The organism is Blautia sp. HCP3S3_D9, assembly GCF_052063845.1.
Taxonomy (GTDB): domain Bacteria; phylum Bacillota; class Clostridia; order Lachnospirales; family Lachnospiraceae; genus Blautia_A.
Genome location: NZ_JBQHWS010000086.1, coordinates 1 through 15,680 on the forward strand (window position 1 = coordinate 1; position 15,680 = coordinate 15,680).

General features: G+C 49.8%; 17 protein-coding genes and 1 pseudogene. All 18 read right to left on the reverse strand.

Features of this window, described 5'->3' with window-relative positions; all coding sequences use genetic code 11:
- Window positions 1-907: pseudogene (locus ACTNES_RS14390) on the reverse strand (lytic transglycosylase); the annotation flags it as partial.
- 31 nt (window positions 908-938) lie between these two features.
- On the reverse strand, window positions 939-3,269 hold the full coding sequence (locus ACTNES_RS14395) for a VirB4-like conjugal transfer ATPase, CD1110 family (RefSeq protein WP_441039827.1): 2,331 nt from the start codon (window positions 3,267-3,269) through the stop codon (window positions 939-941).
- Complete coding sequence (locus ACTNES_RS14400; protein WP_441039804.1) at window positions 3,262-3,696, reverse strand: PrgI family protein; 435 nt, start codon at window positions 3,694-3,696, stop codon at window positions 3,262-3,264. The genes ACTNES_RS14395 and ACTNES_RS14400 overlap by 8 nt, the downstream gene beginning before the upstream one ends.
- Before the next feature lie 8 nt (window positions 3,697-3,704).
- A complete protein-coding gene (locus ACTNES_RS14405) occupies window positions 3,705-4,142 on the reverse strand; it encodes a DUF4313 domain-containing protein (protein ID WP_441039806.1) in 438 nt (145 codons plus the stop codon).
- A gap of 11 nt (window positions 4,143-4,153) precedes the next feature.
- On the reverse strand, window positions 4,154-4,993 hold the full coding sequence (locus ACTNES_RS14410; RefSeq protein ID WP_441039808.1) for a hypothetical protein: 840 nt from the start codon (window positions 4,991-4,993) through the stop codon (window positions 4,154-4,156).
- A 75-nt stretch (window positions 4,994-5,068) separates the two neighbouring features.
- A complete protein-coding gene (locus ACTNES_RS14415; RefSeq protein WP_441039810.1) occupies window positions 5,069-5,428 on the reverse strand; it encodes a glutamyl-tRNA amidotransferase in 360 nt (119 codons plus the stop codon).
- Between the two features lie 14 nt (window positions 5,429-5,442).
- Window positions 5,443-7,173, reverse strand: a complete 1,731-nt coding sequence (locus ACTNES_RS14420; RefSeq protein ID WP_441039829.1) for a VirD4-like conjugal transfer protein, CD1115 family — start codon at window positions 7,171-7,173, stop codon at window positions 5,443-5,445.
- A 26-nt stretch (window positions 7,174-7,199) separates the two neighbouring features.
- Entirely contained in the window at window positions 7,200-7,472 is a 273-nt protein-coding gene (locus ACTNES_RS14425) for a DUF4314 domain-containing protein (protein WP_441039811.1), read from the reverse strand.
- Window positions 7,473-7,481: 9 nt separating this feature from the next.
- Window positions 7,482-7,799 carry a hypothetical protein gene (locus ACTNES_RS14430; RefSeq protein WP_441039813.1) on the reverse strand — a complete coding sequence of 106 codons (318 nt, stop codon included), beginning with the start codon at window positions 7,797-7,799 and terminating at the stop codon, window positions 7,482-7,484.
- 193 nt (window positions 7,800-7,992) lie between these two features.
- Entirely contained in the window at window positions 7,993-9,465 is a 1,473-nt protein-coding gene (locus tag ACTNES_RS14435; RefSeq protein ID WP_441039815.1) for an IS1182 family transposase, read from the reverse strand.
- Window positions 9,466-9,561: 96 nt separating this feature from the next.
- Complete coding sequence (locus tag ACTNES_RS14440; protein WP_441039817.1) at window positions 9,562-10,500, reverse strand: ArdC-like ssDNA-binding domain-containing protein; 939 nt, start codon at window positions 10,498-10,500, stop codon at window positions 9,562-9,564.
- Window positions 10,501-10,503: 3 nt separating this feature from the next.
- Window positions 10,504-11,361 (reverse strand): PcfB family protein, encoded by an 858-nt coding sequence (locus ACTNES_RS14445; RefSeq protein WP_441039818.1) that lies wholly within the window; start codon window positions 11,359-11,361, stop codon window positions 10,504-10,506.
- Window positions 11,362-11,366: 5 nt separating this feature from the next.
- Window positions 11,367-12,665, reverse strand: a complete 1,299-nt coding sequence (locus tag ACTNES_RS14450; protein ID WP_441039819.1) for a relaxase/mobilization nuclease domain-containing protein — start codon at window positions 12,663-12,665, stop codon at window positions 11,367-11,369.
- 3 nt (window positions 12,666-12,668) lie between these two features.
- Complete coding sequence (locus ACTNES_RS14455; protein ID WP_441039821.1) at window positions 12,669-12,977, reverse strand: plasmid mobilization protein; 309 nt, start codon at window positions 12,975-12,977, stop codon at window positions 12,669-12,671.
- A gap of 126 nt (window positions 12,978-13,103) precedes the next feature.
- The gene (locus ACTNES_RS14460; RefSeq protein ID WP_441039822.1) at window positions 13,104-13,481 is read right to left on the reverse strand and encodes a DUF3789 domain-containing protein; all 378 of its coding nucleotides are present in this window, start codon (window positions 13,479-13,481) and stop codon (window positions 13,104-13,106) included.
- Window positions 13,482-13,623: 142 nt separating this feature from the next.
- Window positions 13,624-13,947 (reverse strand): DUF7768 domain-containing protein, encoded by a 324-nt coding sequence (locus ACTNES_RS14465; protein WP_441039831.1) that lies wholly within the window; start codon window positions 13,945-13,947, stop codon window positions 13,624-13,626.
- A 149-nt stretch (window positions 13,948-14,096) separates the two neighbouring features.
- Window positions 14,097-14,909, reverse strand: coding sequence for a DNA-methyltransferase (locus tag ACTNES_RS14470; RefSeq protein WP_441039824.1), 813 nt, complete (start codon window positions 14,907-14,909; stop codon window positions 14,097-14,099).
- A 66-nt stretch (window positions 14,910-14,975) separates the two neighbouring features.
- The coding region (locus tag ACTNES_RS14475; RefSeq protein WP_441039825.1) for a hypothetical protein at window positions 14,976-15,680 on the reverse strand (705 nt) is incomplete at its 5' end.

Here is a 15,680-nt window from a genome sequence, read left to right on the forward strand (position 1 = left end):
GTATCCGGCGGACTCCCTCGGAAGTCTGCATGGCTGCTTTCTTGGCTGCCTGTTTCGCTGCCCTTCGTTCCATCTGCTTCTGCATCCGGACGGTCAGGGCATTGGAACTGGCTGCCCGGATTTTCTGCTCTGGCTGGACGCTGATCTTCGCAGACTGGGGAGCTGTCTTAATGGTACGCTTCTGCATGGTTTTTGGCTCCGGCTGTTTCCTTGGTTTTTCCTTGATCCGAATGGTTTCCGGCTGTTTCTGTCGGATGGCGGTCTGCCTTACTGTATCTTTTGCGTCCTTCTTCCGGCTCTGTTCTCGGATGGAGAACTGCTTCATTTCTGCTATCTCCTGCCCGTTCTGGATTCTCGGTGTCTCCCTGGCTGCACGGATCTTCTGTTCTTTTGTTTTGACGGCATCTGAAACCGCCTTTTGCCGCTGGGCTTTCTGGATCTGTACTTCCCGGATCTGTGCTTCCTGAGCTTCCCGACTTTTGATTTTCCCGTTTGCAGCCGCCTGTTCCCGGCTCTTCTGCCTGGGTGTGTCTCTGCTGGCAGAATCGGCAGCCTGCGTGTCCCCTGTTCCTCTGGCGGCTTCTTTCTCCGCTTCTTTTTCTGCTTCTTTTTTGCCAGCGGCTCTCTGTTTGATCTTCTCGTAGGAAGTCTGTGCTGCTGTCTTTCCGGCTCCGGTTACGGTTCTGCCTGTCTTTCTTGCAGCCCATTCCTCTGCGGATGTGACTTTCCCACTGGCATATTCGGATGGGGATTGTTCTCCCATATCATTGTCCCTGGCATTTGCGATGGTCTGGGATTTTTCCTTGCTCTCCAGTATTGCCGTCCGCATCAGCTCCTTGGGGATTCTGGAGGCAGGATTTTTGGTCTTTGGTTTTGTTGTGACTTCTTTGGTTTTGATATCCTTCATCTCTCACCTCCAGTCCCGGCTTGTACCGCTCTTACGCTTCGCCCGGCTTGGTCGTCATCAGGCGGTACAGTTTTGTATTTCTTGGAAACGAATTTTCAAACGGCACCAGATTCCCGGAACAGCGGATCAGTCCATGTCCGGCACCCACATTGGTGATGTAGGATAACTGGTTGTCTGAAATATTCAGAAGTGCCGCCAGCTCGTCCCGGTCGGTGGTGGCCTGATTCAAAAGAATCAGGAATTCACTGTTTGCCAGCATCAGACGGGCCGTATCAGATTTCAGAAGTTCCTCTACGTTCTGGGTAAGCCCGGTTACAAATCCGGAATACTTACGGATACGCTTGTACAGACGGTAGAAAAAGTCCGCACTGTATTCGTAACGGAACAGCAGATAAAACTCATCTGCAAAGATCCATGTCGTTTTTTCCTTCTTCCAGTTCTGGATCACACGGTTGAAAATCGAATCCAGCGTGACCAGCATGCCAAGGGGCATCAGCTGTTCGCCCAGCTCCCGGATGTCATAGTCGATGATACGGCTCTTCGTGTTGACATTGGTTTCCTGGGCAAAGGTGTTCAGACTGCCATTGATAAACAGTTCCGAAGACAGGGCCAGCCCTCTGGCTTCTTCCTCCGGCTGAAGCATGAGCTGTCGGTATAAATCCTTCAAGGTCGGCACCTGCCCTTTGTAACCGCCCCTCATATAATCCCGGTACACATCGGCAGTGCAGCGGTCGAGGATGGATTTCTCCTTTGCCGAAAGGTTTCCGGCTCCGACAAGCTGCTCAAACAGGGACAGGATAAATTCCGACTTCTCAATCAGAGGGTTTCGGTCATTGCCATAGGCAGAGTCCATGTCCAGTGCATTCAGATGGGTATCCGAGGTTGCCGAGATCCGGATAACCTCTCCGTTTAAGGCTTCCACAAGAGAAGCAAACTCTGACTCCGGATCGAGGATGAGGATGTCATCTTCTGTGGAAAGGGCAAGGTCTACGATTTCCTCTTTTGCCGAGAAGCTCTTGCCAGAGCCGCTGACACCCAGTCGGAACGAGTTGCCGTTTAACAACTTCCTTCGGTCTGCCACCAGCATATTTTTGCTGACTGCATTCTGCCCATAATAGATGCCGCCCGGCTGCATGATCTCCTGGGTATGGAACGGAATGAGGACGGCAGTGGACTCTGTGGTAAGGGTTCGCACGGCATCGATTTTCCGCAGGCCATACGGCAGGACGGTATTCAGTCCATCGACCTGTTGCCATTTCAGGGTTGCCATCTGGCAGAGGTGCTTTCTTGCAATGGAATACAGGGTTTCCGTGTCGGAGTCCAGTTGTTTCTTGCTGTCTGCCATATGTACCATTGTCAGGATGCCGAACATCATCCGCTGGTCCCTGGTGGTCAGGTCGTCCAGCATCTCCTTGGTCTCTTTTCTCTGCAGCTCCATATCATAGGGAACCACGGCAGAAAAGTTATTGTTTGCATTCTGGCGTCTCTGCCAGTTGGTAACGTTGGTCTCTACGCCCAGCAGTCGGTTCTGGATCTCACGCACCGCTTCATCGGTCGGTACGGGGATGATATCAATGGACAGCATCAGGTTTCTTCCAAGGCTGCACAGTTCGGAGATCATCTCATCCTTTACATAGCTGGCATAATCTTCCATGAAAAGGACTCTGCCGTACTGCTCACCCAGTTTGAAATGGTCATTGTGGAATTCCATCGTGTCCGGGCAGATCCAGTCTTTGAAGCTGTGTCCCTTTTTTGCAAAGGCTTTCATGTCAAATGGAAAGCTCTGCGGAACATCTGCCTTGAAAAAGTCCCGGAAGATCTGGAGCCTCTGCTCTGCATCCAGTTCTTCCCCGATGGAGGACAGCTTGGCCAAATGGGTGATGATATCCGTTCCCACACGGGCAAAATAGGTTCTGGCTTCATCGATATTTTTCTTGTGGACGCTGACGGTCAGATAGCGTTCCTGATAGATGCTGTTGTTGGTACCGGAGATCTTGGACAGGAGCATGTCGTTGTACTCCTTCCGGTATTCATCCAGCCCGTCCCCTTTCATCGGAATCAGCAGGGACTGCTCAAACTCTTCCTTATTGATCTTGCGGTTGTTCAGGGTGATCTTCGCCGTACAGCCGGAATCCAGTGCATTTAAAAGCTCGGAATAATCCAGAAACATTTCCGTTTTGTCCGCTTTGCTGGCAATGGAATAGTTGATATCCGTAAACCGGAATGTCCGGGAAAATTTATTCTCTACCTGAAAAATCCCATCCGGCCAGATCTTACGGATGGGGATCGCCTGCTGGACAGACCTCGGTACTTTAAATTTTTCTTTGTCCTGTTTCAGTGTCTGACTCAGGGTTTTAATCAAAGGCATCACCCCTTCCTTTTCGCTTCTTTGGTTTCTTCTGTTTCGTCCGCTTCTTCTCCAGAAGCTCCATTCCGTTTCCCATCATTTTTTCCCCCAGCCGCAGGCTCTCTTCCATGCAGGAAAAGTACAGGTTCTCTGATTTGAATACCAGCCGTTTCGGATACAGCAGTTCGGATTTGATGACTGCCCATGCAAACTGCTCTGCCGTCATGCCGTGGTAACGAAAAAAGCCGCAGGCTGCAAAGGGAGCCGCCCCAAGCACACACAGCCATCCGGTTACCTGTTCCCCGGCATACTTTCTGGTGAGAAAATAAATCCCAAGGGCTGCCAGGATCGCCAGTACCGAAAAAAGGCACTGCCGGAAACTTAAGCCCCAGAACATTGACTCCTGATAGTCTCGGATTTCTTTATTCATTTTCACTTCCATGTCATTTTCTACCTTTCTCTTTGTGATCTCTGTTTTTTCTTTGTTTTCTGTTTTGGTGCATCCCCTTGCTGGATGCCATTTCTTTCCATAAATCTTTTTGTTCCTTCCGGATCAAGCTCTGCCAGTTTTTTCAGGTCGAATGCAACCCTCTGGAAAATGCAGTAACCGGATGATGCGGTATCCGACTGTATCGTTCCCAGCTTATGCTGCTTTATAAAACGAAGCTTTTCTTTGCTGAAATTGTGGTCGATATAGGCTTCATTGATACCTCCCAGCGGAGCAAAGGGCAGGTTTACCGTAAGGTCTGCAAAGCTTTCCGGGCATCTATCTTCCATGTGGTAAAGCCCGATATAGAGATTGTCATCGTTCATGTAACTGTCTACCCGGAGAAATAATTCCTCCCGGCCATACTGCCAGTCGTAGCTCAGTGTCTTTGGTTCTTCCATTTTTTCGCCTCCTATAATCCCATAATTTCTTTTACGATCCGGTCAGATGCCTTCACTGCCCCGACCAGTACCAGTAAGTTAAAGACCAGCTCCCCGATGTAGTTCCAGACAATCGTCACAGCGGACAGGCTGGTATCTCCGACGGCCGGCGGGCTTGCCGCAAACACCGAAAAGATGATGCAGGCCAGTGCGATGATGGCTCCTTCCAGACATACCCCGGCGTAGGAACGGATAAAGTTCTTTCCTACGGACTGGGTCGGCTCCCCGGCAAAGGTTGCCAGTGGGATCGGTGCGATGGCTGTGTACATGTACAGCTTGAACATTCTCCCGTATACAGTCAGAATCATGACAAATGACAATACCGTAATCAGCAGGCTGCCCAACAGGGTTACGATCCATAAAGGGATAGATTCCAACATCCCCACCGCTTCGATCTTGTCCACGATCTCCGAGGGCAGTTCCGTTACGGTTCCACCTGCCATCCCGGAATGGGACATGATGTTTGTCACGATGCCCTGCACAATGGAAAAGATCGCAGTCAGAAGCTCCATGCCGGACATGACGGCTCCCTGTGCCAGTGCAAAACGGATAAAGGCTTTCACTACGTGTTCCGGCTTTTTCATATCCGTGAAGCTCCCACAGGTTTTCACAAGTCCTGCCGCAAAAAATAACACCAGCAGGCCGTACCCGATGGCTCGGAGCCCTCCGTTAATGTTCGTCATCACGCTCCAGATCGCACCGCCCTTGAAATTCTCCGGGCTTTGCGTCAGCAGTGTCCAGATCTCAGACAGCTTATCGCTCCAGGTCTGCAAGGCAGAATTTAGATTCTGTACGATCCAGTTATCACTCAAACATTTTCACCTCCCATCCTGCAAAAGTGAGCGGGAAGCCAGCATTTCGCATGGCTCCCCTTCTGGTCTCTGATCCTAACCCATAATGAGGTCCAGGATCTCTTTTGCAAAGGTAATGATGATACCGCCTGCCAGTGTCAGGAATCCATTTGCCCTCTGGCTTGGATCGTGGCTCTTTAAGGACAGGCCGACCTGCACAATACCAAATCCCAGCAGGATCAGGCCAATGGCTCGGATCAGGGAAAAGATAAACGTGGACAGGTTATTGACTACCGCCAGCGGATCGCCTGCGGCGTAAACGCAGGTCGCCCCGATGCAGAAAGTCAGCACCATGACTGCATACAGGGCAAACATTTTCTTCTGCCCTCTCTTCATCTTCAGCGGTGTGGTCTCTTTTTGGGTTTCTGTGTGTTTCTTATTTTTCAGTAAATTCATCGGCATTCCTCCAATCAAAAAAGCTCCCCGATGATGTCCTCATCCAGAAGCAGTTCGTAGTCGTTATATCTTGTTTCGTCAAAAGTAAAATCGTCATGTGCCAGCGGTGCTTTCGCATAATTGAACGGGCCGGCACCGCCGTCCTCGGTATACCGGATGTTTGGATGCTTCATCAGGTCATACTTGGCATCCAGTATGGGACGCTCCCCACGGATAAACAAAAGGGCATTCTGGTTGTCCAGCATGCGGACTTCATCCGGCTGCAGCAGCTCCCTTCCGCTCTGCTGGAAGTTGGTGGAGTAGCTGCCGGATTTTCCCTTGGTCTGCCCGTAGGTGTTTGTGTCAATGGTCTCTTTTCCCAGTAATTCTGATACATATTTGTGTGTCTCTTTTTCGTTGCCGCCCAGGTATAAAAACTCATCGCAGTTGCCTACCAGACTCTCCCACGAGTCCTTGAACAGAGCTTTTAGCTGGCTCATGTTCTGGATGATGATGCTGCAGTAAATGGAACGGGATCGGCAGGTTGCCAGGATCTTCTCAAACTCGTTTGGCAGGGATACGTTTGGAAACTCATCCATGATGCAGTTGACCGGAACCGGAAGGGCACCGCCATGCACACGGTCTGCCATGTAATAAAGCGTCTGGAAAAGCTGGCTGTAGATCATGCCTACCAGATAGTTCAAAGACGTATCTGCATCCGGGATACAGCAGAAAAGGGCTACTTTCTTTTCGCCCATGCTGGAAAGATCCAGTTCATCGGTATTGGTCAGCTTGGCAATCTGCGGCAGGTTGAAGGCTGCCAGACGGACACCGACACTGATCAGGATGGACTTGGCGGTCTTTCCTGCCGCCTGCTTGTAAATGTGGTACTGTTTCACGGCAATGCTGTCCGGGTCCCGCATCTCTAGGCGGTCAAACAAAATATCCAGAGGGGACTCGTAGTCCTCGTCCTCTTCTTTTACCTGGGCAGAACCTAACATCTCCATAATCATGGCGAAGTTCTGTTCTTCCGGCGGAGCTTCGTGAAGCAGATACAGCATCAGTGCCTGAAGCAGTGCGGTCTCGCTCTTCTCCCAGAAAGGATCGGAAGACTGGGAACCTTTGGGTGTGGTGTTTTGTATCAGATTGGAAATGAGACGGAGCACGTCTTTGTCATCGTGGACGTACTCGAATGGATTGTAACAAAAAGATGTGTCGGGATTGATGAGGTCAAAGACACGCACCTCATATCCCTTCTTTTCCAGCAGGCCGCCTGTCTTTCGGAGCAGTTCTGCTTTTGGGTCGGTGATGACCATCGAACAGCAGCACTGCATGATGTTCGGCAGGGCAAAGCCTCTGGATTTTCCTGCACCGGAACCACCCACCACAAGGATGTTCAAACATCTTCGGTGCTTGTGGGTGTCCAGGCTGATGCGGAAGTTCTGGGTTAACAGGATATTCTGGGAGTACGGCTTCTGGCTGTATTTCTTACAGATCTGCCGTGCATCGCCCCATCTGGCGGAACCATGCTCTTCCCCTCTGCGGTAGTTCTTCTGGCTGGAATAAAAAATGCCGATCCCGGCTGCGTAAAGTAACGTGCAGACCAGCACCGACTTGATGGTATATTCCGTATAATGAAGCTGGAACGGATGGTTCAGCTTTTCGGTGAGAACCTCCATCAGCTCGAAAAGGTTCCTTCCCGGCTGGATGGCATCCGCAATCAGAATCGCTGCCCACCAGATGACGGGCAGTCCGGCAAGCCAGATCACCCAGTCTGACTTCCGGCTTCCTGTTACCGGGACCGCTGCTGTTTTGGCCTCTCTGCTCTTGGCAGATCCGTGATGTGGAAGCTGTCCACTCCCGGAACGAGGGCAAGGCTGCTTCCATTCTCCCAGTTTACGTGGATCTGCCCTGCATCGTCTACCATATCCACCTTACCTTTTAAACCGGGTGGCATGTGGCTTTCCCCCTCCATGCTGTTCAGGGTGACTTCCGTTCCCGATGGATATCTTCTCCGCATGGATTCTATTCTTTCTGGTGTCATATTTCTATATATTCGTACCACATCCTTTCTTCACCTTCCCCGTCCACGGCATGGGCGGCGGTATCTGGATTTCATGATCTTTAAGAGGACGCTGTCGATCCCATCGGAATAGCGTCCGTTTTTCAGGTATGTGTCCCGGAGCTGGTTTAAGGCTTCCACGGATTTGCTGTGTTCGGCTTCTGTCAGGTAGAGCTTTCCCTCTTCCTGCTCTGCCAGTTTCAGAACCAGATCCCGTGTGGTATCCACCGGAAGCCCCTGTTCTTTTTCCTGCCGGAACACTTCCCGGAGTGCATGGATCAGCATGTGGTTCATGATCCGGTCCATCTTTACATATCGCATTCTTGTCATAGGCGAGCCTCCTTTTTTCCTCTTTTTTCTCAACCACAACATACCACACTTTCTCCCGGAAAGCTACTGCAAAAGAGCCGGAAAAGCCCATTTTTATAAGGGCACTGAAAAACTCCCATTTTTTTAAGGTGGGAGTTCTTCTTTTATAATTTTTCTTGTAATTTCTAATTATATTACAAAAAAACGCTATGGTTTACCCCATAGCCAATTCCTCTAATCTTACAATTCGTTTTACATTTGCTGCAAATGCCGTAAAATACATTTGAAGATGCATAGCAAATAGCCCTCTTGAATCTGCTCTGCGCAAACCGTGGGCTTCTTTTAATTCTCCATTCTTTTCTTCTATCCTGTGCCGGATCTTTATTCTCTCTTGGAAATATTCACTTTCTTCAAATTTAAGCCTTTCCAAGTTCTTCTCGCTTACTTGCGTGATGCTATAACTTCGTGTTTTTGCATTTGATTTCCCTACATGGCAATTTTCTCTTTGCGGACATTTCCGGCACTTAACTTTGCTAAATATATATCTTAAATAGGTGTTTCCGTTTTTGGCTGCCCTTTTTTCTACACGTGTAGAAAGTTCTCCGGCAGGACATTGCAACATCCCTGCATCTTTATTGAAACAGAAACCTTCTTCAAGTTTCCCATTTGCAGCGGCCGCTACCGCTGTATTCGTTCGGGCAATCAGTGCAATCTCTTTTCCACAGGCTTCCAGATTATCATCGCTGACATATGCCATATCCCCTATAACTTCTGTTACTTTTATCCCATTTTTTTGTGCTTCTTCTATCAATTGCGGTAATTCCTGTCCGTCTGGTGCTCCTCCATTTGTTACACTTATCCCGGCAATCAGACGTTCTTCTGTCATTGCAAGATGATTCTTATACCCATAAAACGTACTGGACGCTGTTTTGTGACCAAACCGTGCATCTTTATCATCTTTGGAGCGAATCTCTCTAATCTGTTCGTTTTCAAGTAACTCTTTCATCTTTTTAGAAATTTCCTGTATCTTTTGGTTTCCACAAGATTCTATCCCTTCATCCAGAACCTGAAGCAGTTCCTTTGTATAGGCGATCTCTTCGTCCAACCCTGCTTCCAAAGATGGTTTCTCCGGAAATTTTTCTGATAAGTCAAAAGCATTTTTATAAATCTCTTTCCGAAGTTGTTTACTCATATCCCGTAGGATTTGTGTGGGGGATTTCGCACGGACAGATGCCGTTGTGTGGGTGGAATCCACAATAATAGTACCCGATTTGATCAGCCCTTTGTCAAGAGCCTGCTGGATTGTTTCTTTCAGCATTTCCTCTAGGATATCTTCCGTAATGCGGGTTTTTCTGAATTTTGTCAGAAGACTGGGATCTATCATTTTTGCTTCTGGATCCAGATCAAGGAAAAATTTATATGCCATATCTGTTTGGGCACTACTAATCAGTGCTTCATCGGACAGATCGTACAGTTTTTTCAGGAAAAGTAGTTTAAACATCATCTCTGGTTCCTTCGCCGGGCGCCCCAAATTTTCACAATACTGTTTACGAAGCATTGGATTTACAAAGCTAAAATCTATGTTTTCTTTAATTCTACGCAAAAGATGATTCGCTGGAATGACTGCATCGTAAATTCCCTGATAGGGTGATAATGATAGTTGTAACTGTGAATGATCTTTCAACATGACAGAACCTCCTTCCTCATGATTCTATTATAACAGGGCCACTAAAAAAAGCCCAATTCTTTTTTGGAATCAGACTTTTTCAGTGCCCTTTTTTTATCAGCGTTCCGGGGACTTTTTGTTCTTGGCTGGTTTCTCTGTTTTTTCCTCCGGGACGGCAAATTCATCGGGCATAAATTCCTGTTCGCTTTTGCCAAGGTTACGGTCTACCTGTTTGCCAATAGAATATGCTGCACTCTTTACGTCCTGGATAAAGGAACGTAAGTCTTTAGGGTCTTTCTGTCCGAATGCCTGCATCTCGCAAACCTTATCAAAGGAGAAGCCGGAGACATCCACACCGTATTTCTGTGCTGTCACATACGCCGCACAATAAGCCTGTGCTGATACCCCTGCCCGGCTGTAGCTTCCATCGTGGTGGTCCAGGGATGCATACGCCAGTTCCCGGCTGATGGAATGGAACGTTGCATTTTCGCTCATGCCGTTTCGGACATAAATCGTCCGCTTGTTTGGAATGTACTGTGCCTGCACCTTATCCGGCAGGTTGTCTGCGATCTGGATTCTGACCTCGCTGTCGGTCAGCAGAGCTTCCATCAGCTGGTCCATCGGTTTTGGCTCCGGCTCTTCCGGCTGTTTGGTGCGGATCTGGCTGATGTCATAGGCTTTCTGGATGGAATATCCCTGCTGGATGACGCCGTCCTTTTCGTATTCCTGACCGACAATAAAGTTGTATCCTTTACTTCCGGTCTTGACGACCTTGCCTTCTTCCTTCCATTTTTCGAAGGTCTTGACCTGCCGGATCTCCGGGTTCTGTGCGTAGAGCAGGAACAGGTTGTCTGTCCTCTGCGGCTTGCACTGTCCCATAAAATCAAGGAAGCCTTTTAAGGAGTCCCCATTCTGGAAGACCTCCTGTGCCTTTCCATCGATCATGCCCCAGAGTTCTTCCCTCTCCTGCTTTTTCTGTGCGGCATATTCTTCTTTGGATAACCGCTGGGCGGACACTTCCTGGGTGTCCTGCCCTAAAAATTTTGTCAGGTCCATCTTCTACCTCGCTTTCGTCTTTCGTTTATTTCTCGCTTTCTTCTGCGTTTTCTTTGGTCCACGGTTCTTTTCCCGGCTCCGCTTCTGGGATTCCTCTGCTTTCTCCCGTTTGATGTCCTCCAGCTCCCGGCGGACACTGGGACGTTCCTGTTCCTTCTGTCTTGCTCCATCAGTCCCGTTTTCCTGCCCGGTAGAAATATTTCTGCTGTGCAAGGAAGATCCGGACAGATTCTCTTCCCCCTCTTCCTGCACCGGGATAAAATTTTCCGGTTCGGAAAACTCCTTTCCATCATGGTTCTGTTTCTTTTCCCCTTCGGAAAAATCCATGTCACCGACCTGGAATGCTTCATCCAGATCACTGATCTCGAACTGCACTTCACCCTCCGGCATCTGTACGGTTTCCTGTACCGCTCCGGTTTCCTGTACCGCTCCGGTTTCCGGTGCTTCCATTCCTTCGGTTACCTCATGGACAGCTTCCCCGACTTCGCTTCTTACGAAATCCAGGTTCATCTTATCCATGACACGGTTGACCTTGGCTGCGTCATCCGCAAAGACCATGACCTCGCTCATCTCCGGGTTCTTTTTATCCCGAATGATCACATAGAGCAGTCCCCGTTTCCTGCCCTCACTGCAGAATTCTCTCAGGCGGTCGGATGGCACAGTAAAGAACTTCAATGGCTTGTTCTCCTTTAGCATCCGTACCATCCGGGTTCTGCCCCTTGTTTTCTTCTGGTCTTTTAATACGGCGGCAACAAATACCGCCAGATGCTTTGCCAGCGTACCCGAAAGCCTGAGCCCGTGGTCCACGCCGTCCAGGGAATACCGGACGATCTGGTCCGCCGCATCGCCTCCATAATTCATATCATTCACCTGCTTTCTGTTCTCGGTTGTCTGTTTTTCTCCGTCTGTTCTTCTTCCTGTTCTGCCTGTCTCTGGATCTGCTCTGCCAGACGCATCCGCTCTTCCATCTCCTTGGACTGCTGTTCAATCCGGATACAAATGCGGATATCCTTCCGAAGTGGCTTCAGTTCTTCGGTGATCTGACTGATTCTGGCACTGTCCGGCTCGCTCCGGTACAGCCGCTTCCGCTCTTTCGCAAGTGCCTGTACCCGTTCTTCCAACGGGGTTCGGTATGCCACCAGCTCTTCACGGGTGGTGATCTGATGCTTCTGGAGGAATTCCATCTGCTCGATCCTGGCATCCAGTTTTCGGATATCTGCCCGGAGCACCGGGGAGATCCTTTTCGGCTTCTGCTTTAGGACACCCATCTGGTACAGATAGGAATAGTACAGGGCCTGTATCCCTTTTAACTTCTTTTTCGGGGTTTGGGAAGTTCTTTCTTTTCCAGCAGGTGTCCTGCTCTTTGGCTGTAAGATCCACTGCCGGATGCTCTCTTCCGAGTAATGCTTCCCAAGGCTCCGCAAGCGGATATACCGTTCCATCCCCGGTGCTTTTAATGCAATGTATTTCCGGTTCAGCTTCCACTGGTATCCCCTCTGTTTCATCTGTTCCAGAAATTGTTTCCAGGTGAAGCTCTCTGCCACCGCATCCCGGATATCCAGACGGATCGAGGTTCTCCAGGTCGGCTTTCCGTCCTGTTCTGCCATCCACTGGGCGTAGGATTTCCCTTTGCCGTTTTTCGGCTCGATGACAGATAAGCCGTATTTCAGGCATAAGGCATCCGAAGCTTTCCGCACATCCTCATAGTAACTCCAGCTGTTGCTGTGGTACTTTTTTCCATCTTCCATGCCCACCGAATTAAACACGATGTGGTTGTGGTAATGCTCCGTGTTCAGATGGGTGGTGATGACTGCTTCGTATTTTCCCTGAAGGAGTCTTTCTGCCAGCTCCATTCCGATCTGGTGGGCCAGTTCCGGGGTAACTTCCCCTTTGGCGAAGCTCTGCACCAGATGGTATCCCTGTACTCCGTCCATCTTGTGGTATCGTTTCTTTGTAGCTACCATATCTTGATAAGCAGTTTCGCAGACACAGCCGATAGCATCCTCAAAAACGGAACGCTCCGTCTTGTCCCGGTTCATGGCATAATCAATGGCTTCTTCCAGAGAGCCGGCACTCTGCCCTTTCTTGGTGGTCTTATCCTTGTTTCGGATGTAAGTGATGGAATTGTCCAGACGGCTGACCGGGATGATACTGGTGTATGCCATTGACTACCATTCCTCTTTGACCAGCCTCCATGTCTCTTTCGTCATGCGGAGCATTTCCCGGATACTCTCTTCCCCGGCCATCCCACAGCCATTGGCTACATGGGCAAGCTGGTTGGCATTGTTGCACAGACCGGATACTTTCCGTAAAAGCTCCGTATGATGCTCACAGGGTCTTGCCCGGACTTCACCGCCCATGACAATAGAACGGATATATTCCTCGCGGGACAGGCCGCTTTTTTCTACCTGTTCTTCCAGAAAACGCAGCTCCTTTGCATTGAGGCGGACTGGTATCACATGGTTTCTTTTTCTCATCTCTTCACCTGCTTTCCAACGGGGTATTGATTATTTCCTTACATTTCACGGTTTTTCCAGATCAGGAAGCCTGTCAGCACGCCAATGGCTACCGCTGCAGCAATGATCTTTTTCTTCATATAGGCCTCACCCCCTTTCCGGTACCTGGCACAGTTCCATCGGGGCGATCATGATCCCTCTTTTTTCCATCTCTTTTGCGAATTCCAGGAGGTTCCATTTCTTTCCATCGATCATGGCAGAATCGGCATCCAGATAGTGGCAGGTGGATACGTTCCGTTCTCCATTTGGGGCATTCTGCACAAGGCTCTCCCCGTCTGAGAGCCGGAACAGTTCCTGTCCTTTGCCGTCTACAAAACAGATGCATGCACCGTGGTCGATGATCTCCTTTGGTTTCATCCGGCACCGCTCCAGTGCCTCATCCTCCCGCTTTCCAGCTATGAAAAGACACATTGCAAAAACGCCCATTACTCCTCCAGTCATTGTGCCAAGTATAAATCCTAACATTATTTTGTTCTCCTTTCGTCTGTTTACGGTTCAATATGGGGGATTGGGGTTCTCCCCAAAGTGCGTTTGGATATCCAAACGCTATGCTTGCAAAACCAGTCGCATTTTGCTTCGTCCCCTCTGAACCTGCTCTTTCTCTGAATTACTCGTTTTCCTTGATTTTGCTTAACCCATCCAGTGTGGTGCAGATGATATGGAGTCTGTCAGCCATGCTGATCTCCGTGTTCATCGTCCCGGTGGTCTCTTTTCCGCAGACGACCACCATCCTGCACCGCCTTAAGATCTGGTGGGACATTCTCCGCATGGCCTGCATATCCTCTGCATCCTCGTCATCAAGGAATGGGGAAAAACTGTACTGCGGGCAGATCGGCACATATCCCAGTTCGTAGATCTTCCGGCAGTACCGCTGTACTTTGGTCTTTCCCTCTTCTGCAGAACAGCAGACATAAGCAAGTGCCTGTTCCAATACGACCATCTCCTTTCCTGACCGGACAGCTTTCCTCTGCCCGGCGTTTTTCTAAAAAGAAACACCCACAAAGCATTCCGGCTCTGTGGATGTCTTGTGGACATCTGGATTTTTTTCTTCTCTTTTTCAGATGTCTGCCAGACATCCGGCTACTGTGGTTCTTTGTTTTCCGCTTCTTCCCCGGCTTCCAGTGCAATGCGGACACGGTCGCTTCCGAGCTTATAATACGCATCGGTCACTTCAATGCCGACTGCCTGATAGCCCGACTCTGCCGCCGCAAGGATGGTAGTACCAGCTCCGGCAAACGGGTCTAAGATCAGGCCGCCCGGCTCGCAGATCTGGATGACATCCTTCATCAGCTGGAGCGGCTTTTCGGTCACATGGATGCGATTCTGGGGATTTCCATAGCGGAACACCCCCGGAAGGCAGGACACCGGGCGGTTGATCGGCATCGGGCCGTTGCTTCCCCACACGATATATTCTGCCTGCTGGCGGTATCTGCCTTTCTGTGGACGGGAGTTCCCCTTGTCCCAGACGGCAGTTCCTCTCCAGATCCACCCTGCCCACTGGAGGGCATCGGTGATGGACGGATACTGTCTCCAGTCAATAAAGAGGCAGATCGGAGCCCCTCTCTTGCAGGCTTTCCGCACATCGTACAGCCATTCTGCCATCCAATGGGTCCAGGAACGCTGATCTTTATTATCCCCATCAAAGTCCGGCAGGGCATTCTCTGCTTTCATGCTGCTGTACTTCTGGTTGGTGGTACGGTTGCGTTCGTTCTGCTTGGTTCCCCCGGACGCATAGGGCGGATCGGTTACAACTGCATCAAAGATCCCCGGCTGGAATCCTTTAACCAGTTTTAAGGTATCCCCATGCAGGATACACCAGTTCTCCCCTCCGGCAGACTCATCCGGCACACAGTCCGGTTTTAAAAGATCTTCAAGTTTCAGGGTATTTCCCATAGGCATCATCCTTTCGGTCGCTTATTTTCCAGATTTCTCTGGAAGTGCTTTTCTTTATGGAACTGCTCATCGGCAGGTATCCTCTCTTTTCGGTGCTTCTTTTTTCACGGTTTCTTTTCTTGGCGTTCCAGTCTGTTCCCGGTGGTTCGACAGTTCAGTTTCCACATATTCACTGATGATCCCCAGTGCTTCATAGTAATTGCCGCTCTTATAGACACGGTCTGCCATCTCGTTGGCCTGCCCAGACATTCCGGCACGTCGAAGGAGTCTTGCAGCATCCCCAAGGATGGAGAAAATATTTCCGTCATGCCCTAAAAGTTTGAGTTTTGGACGGAGCTGCTTCTGTTCCGGTTGTTTTTCCTGTACGCCATTTTCCGATGCTTTCACCTGTATCAAAAATTCCGAGCCTGCACCAACATAAAAATGCAGGTATAACTCACCGCCGTCTACTTTGATTTCCCTCTGTTCCAGACTTTCTCCCCAGCCATCGCTGTACTGGCCCCGCAGGTACCCTTCCAGCTCGACATATTCCCCTGGTGTCAGAGGTTTGCGGAGCGTCAGGCTGGCACAGCCATATAAAACGCCATCCTGCTCTTTTACCCCCATCGTGATACATTCTACTTTTTCCCGGACACTGTCGCTTCCGTGAAAATGCACCATCAGGTTTCCTGGCTCATGGCCGGGTGTACTGAGCCGGTTGACCTCCGCAATCTTTTCTGCGATGGCTTCCTGATATGGCACCGGCTCGTTTCCTTCCAATGGATCTGCATC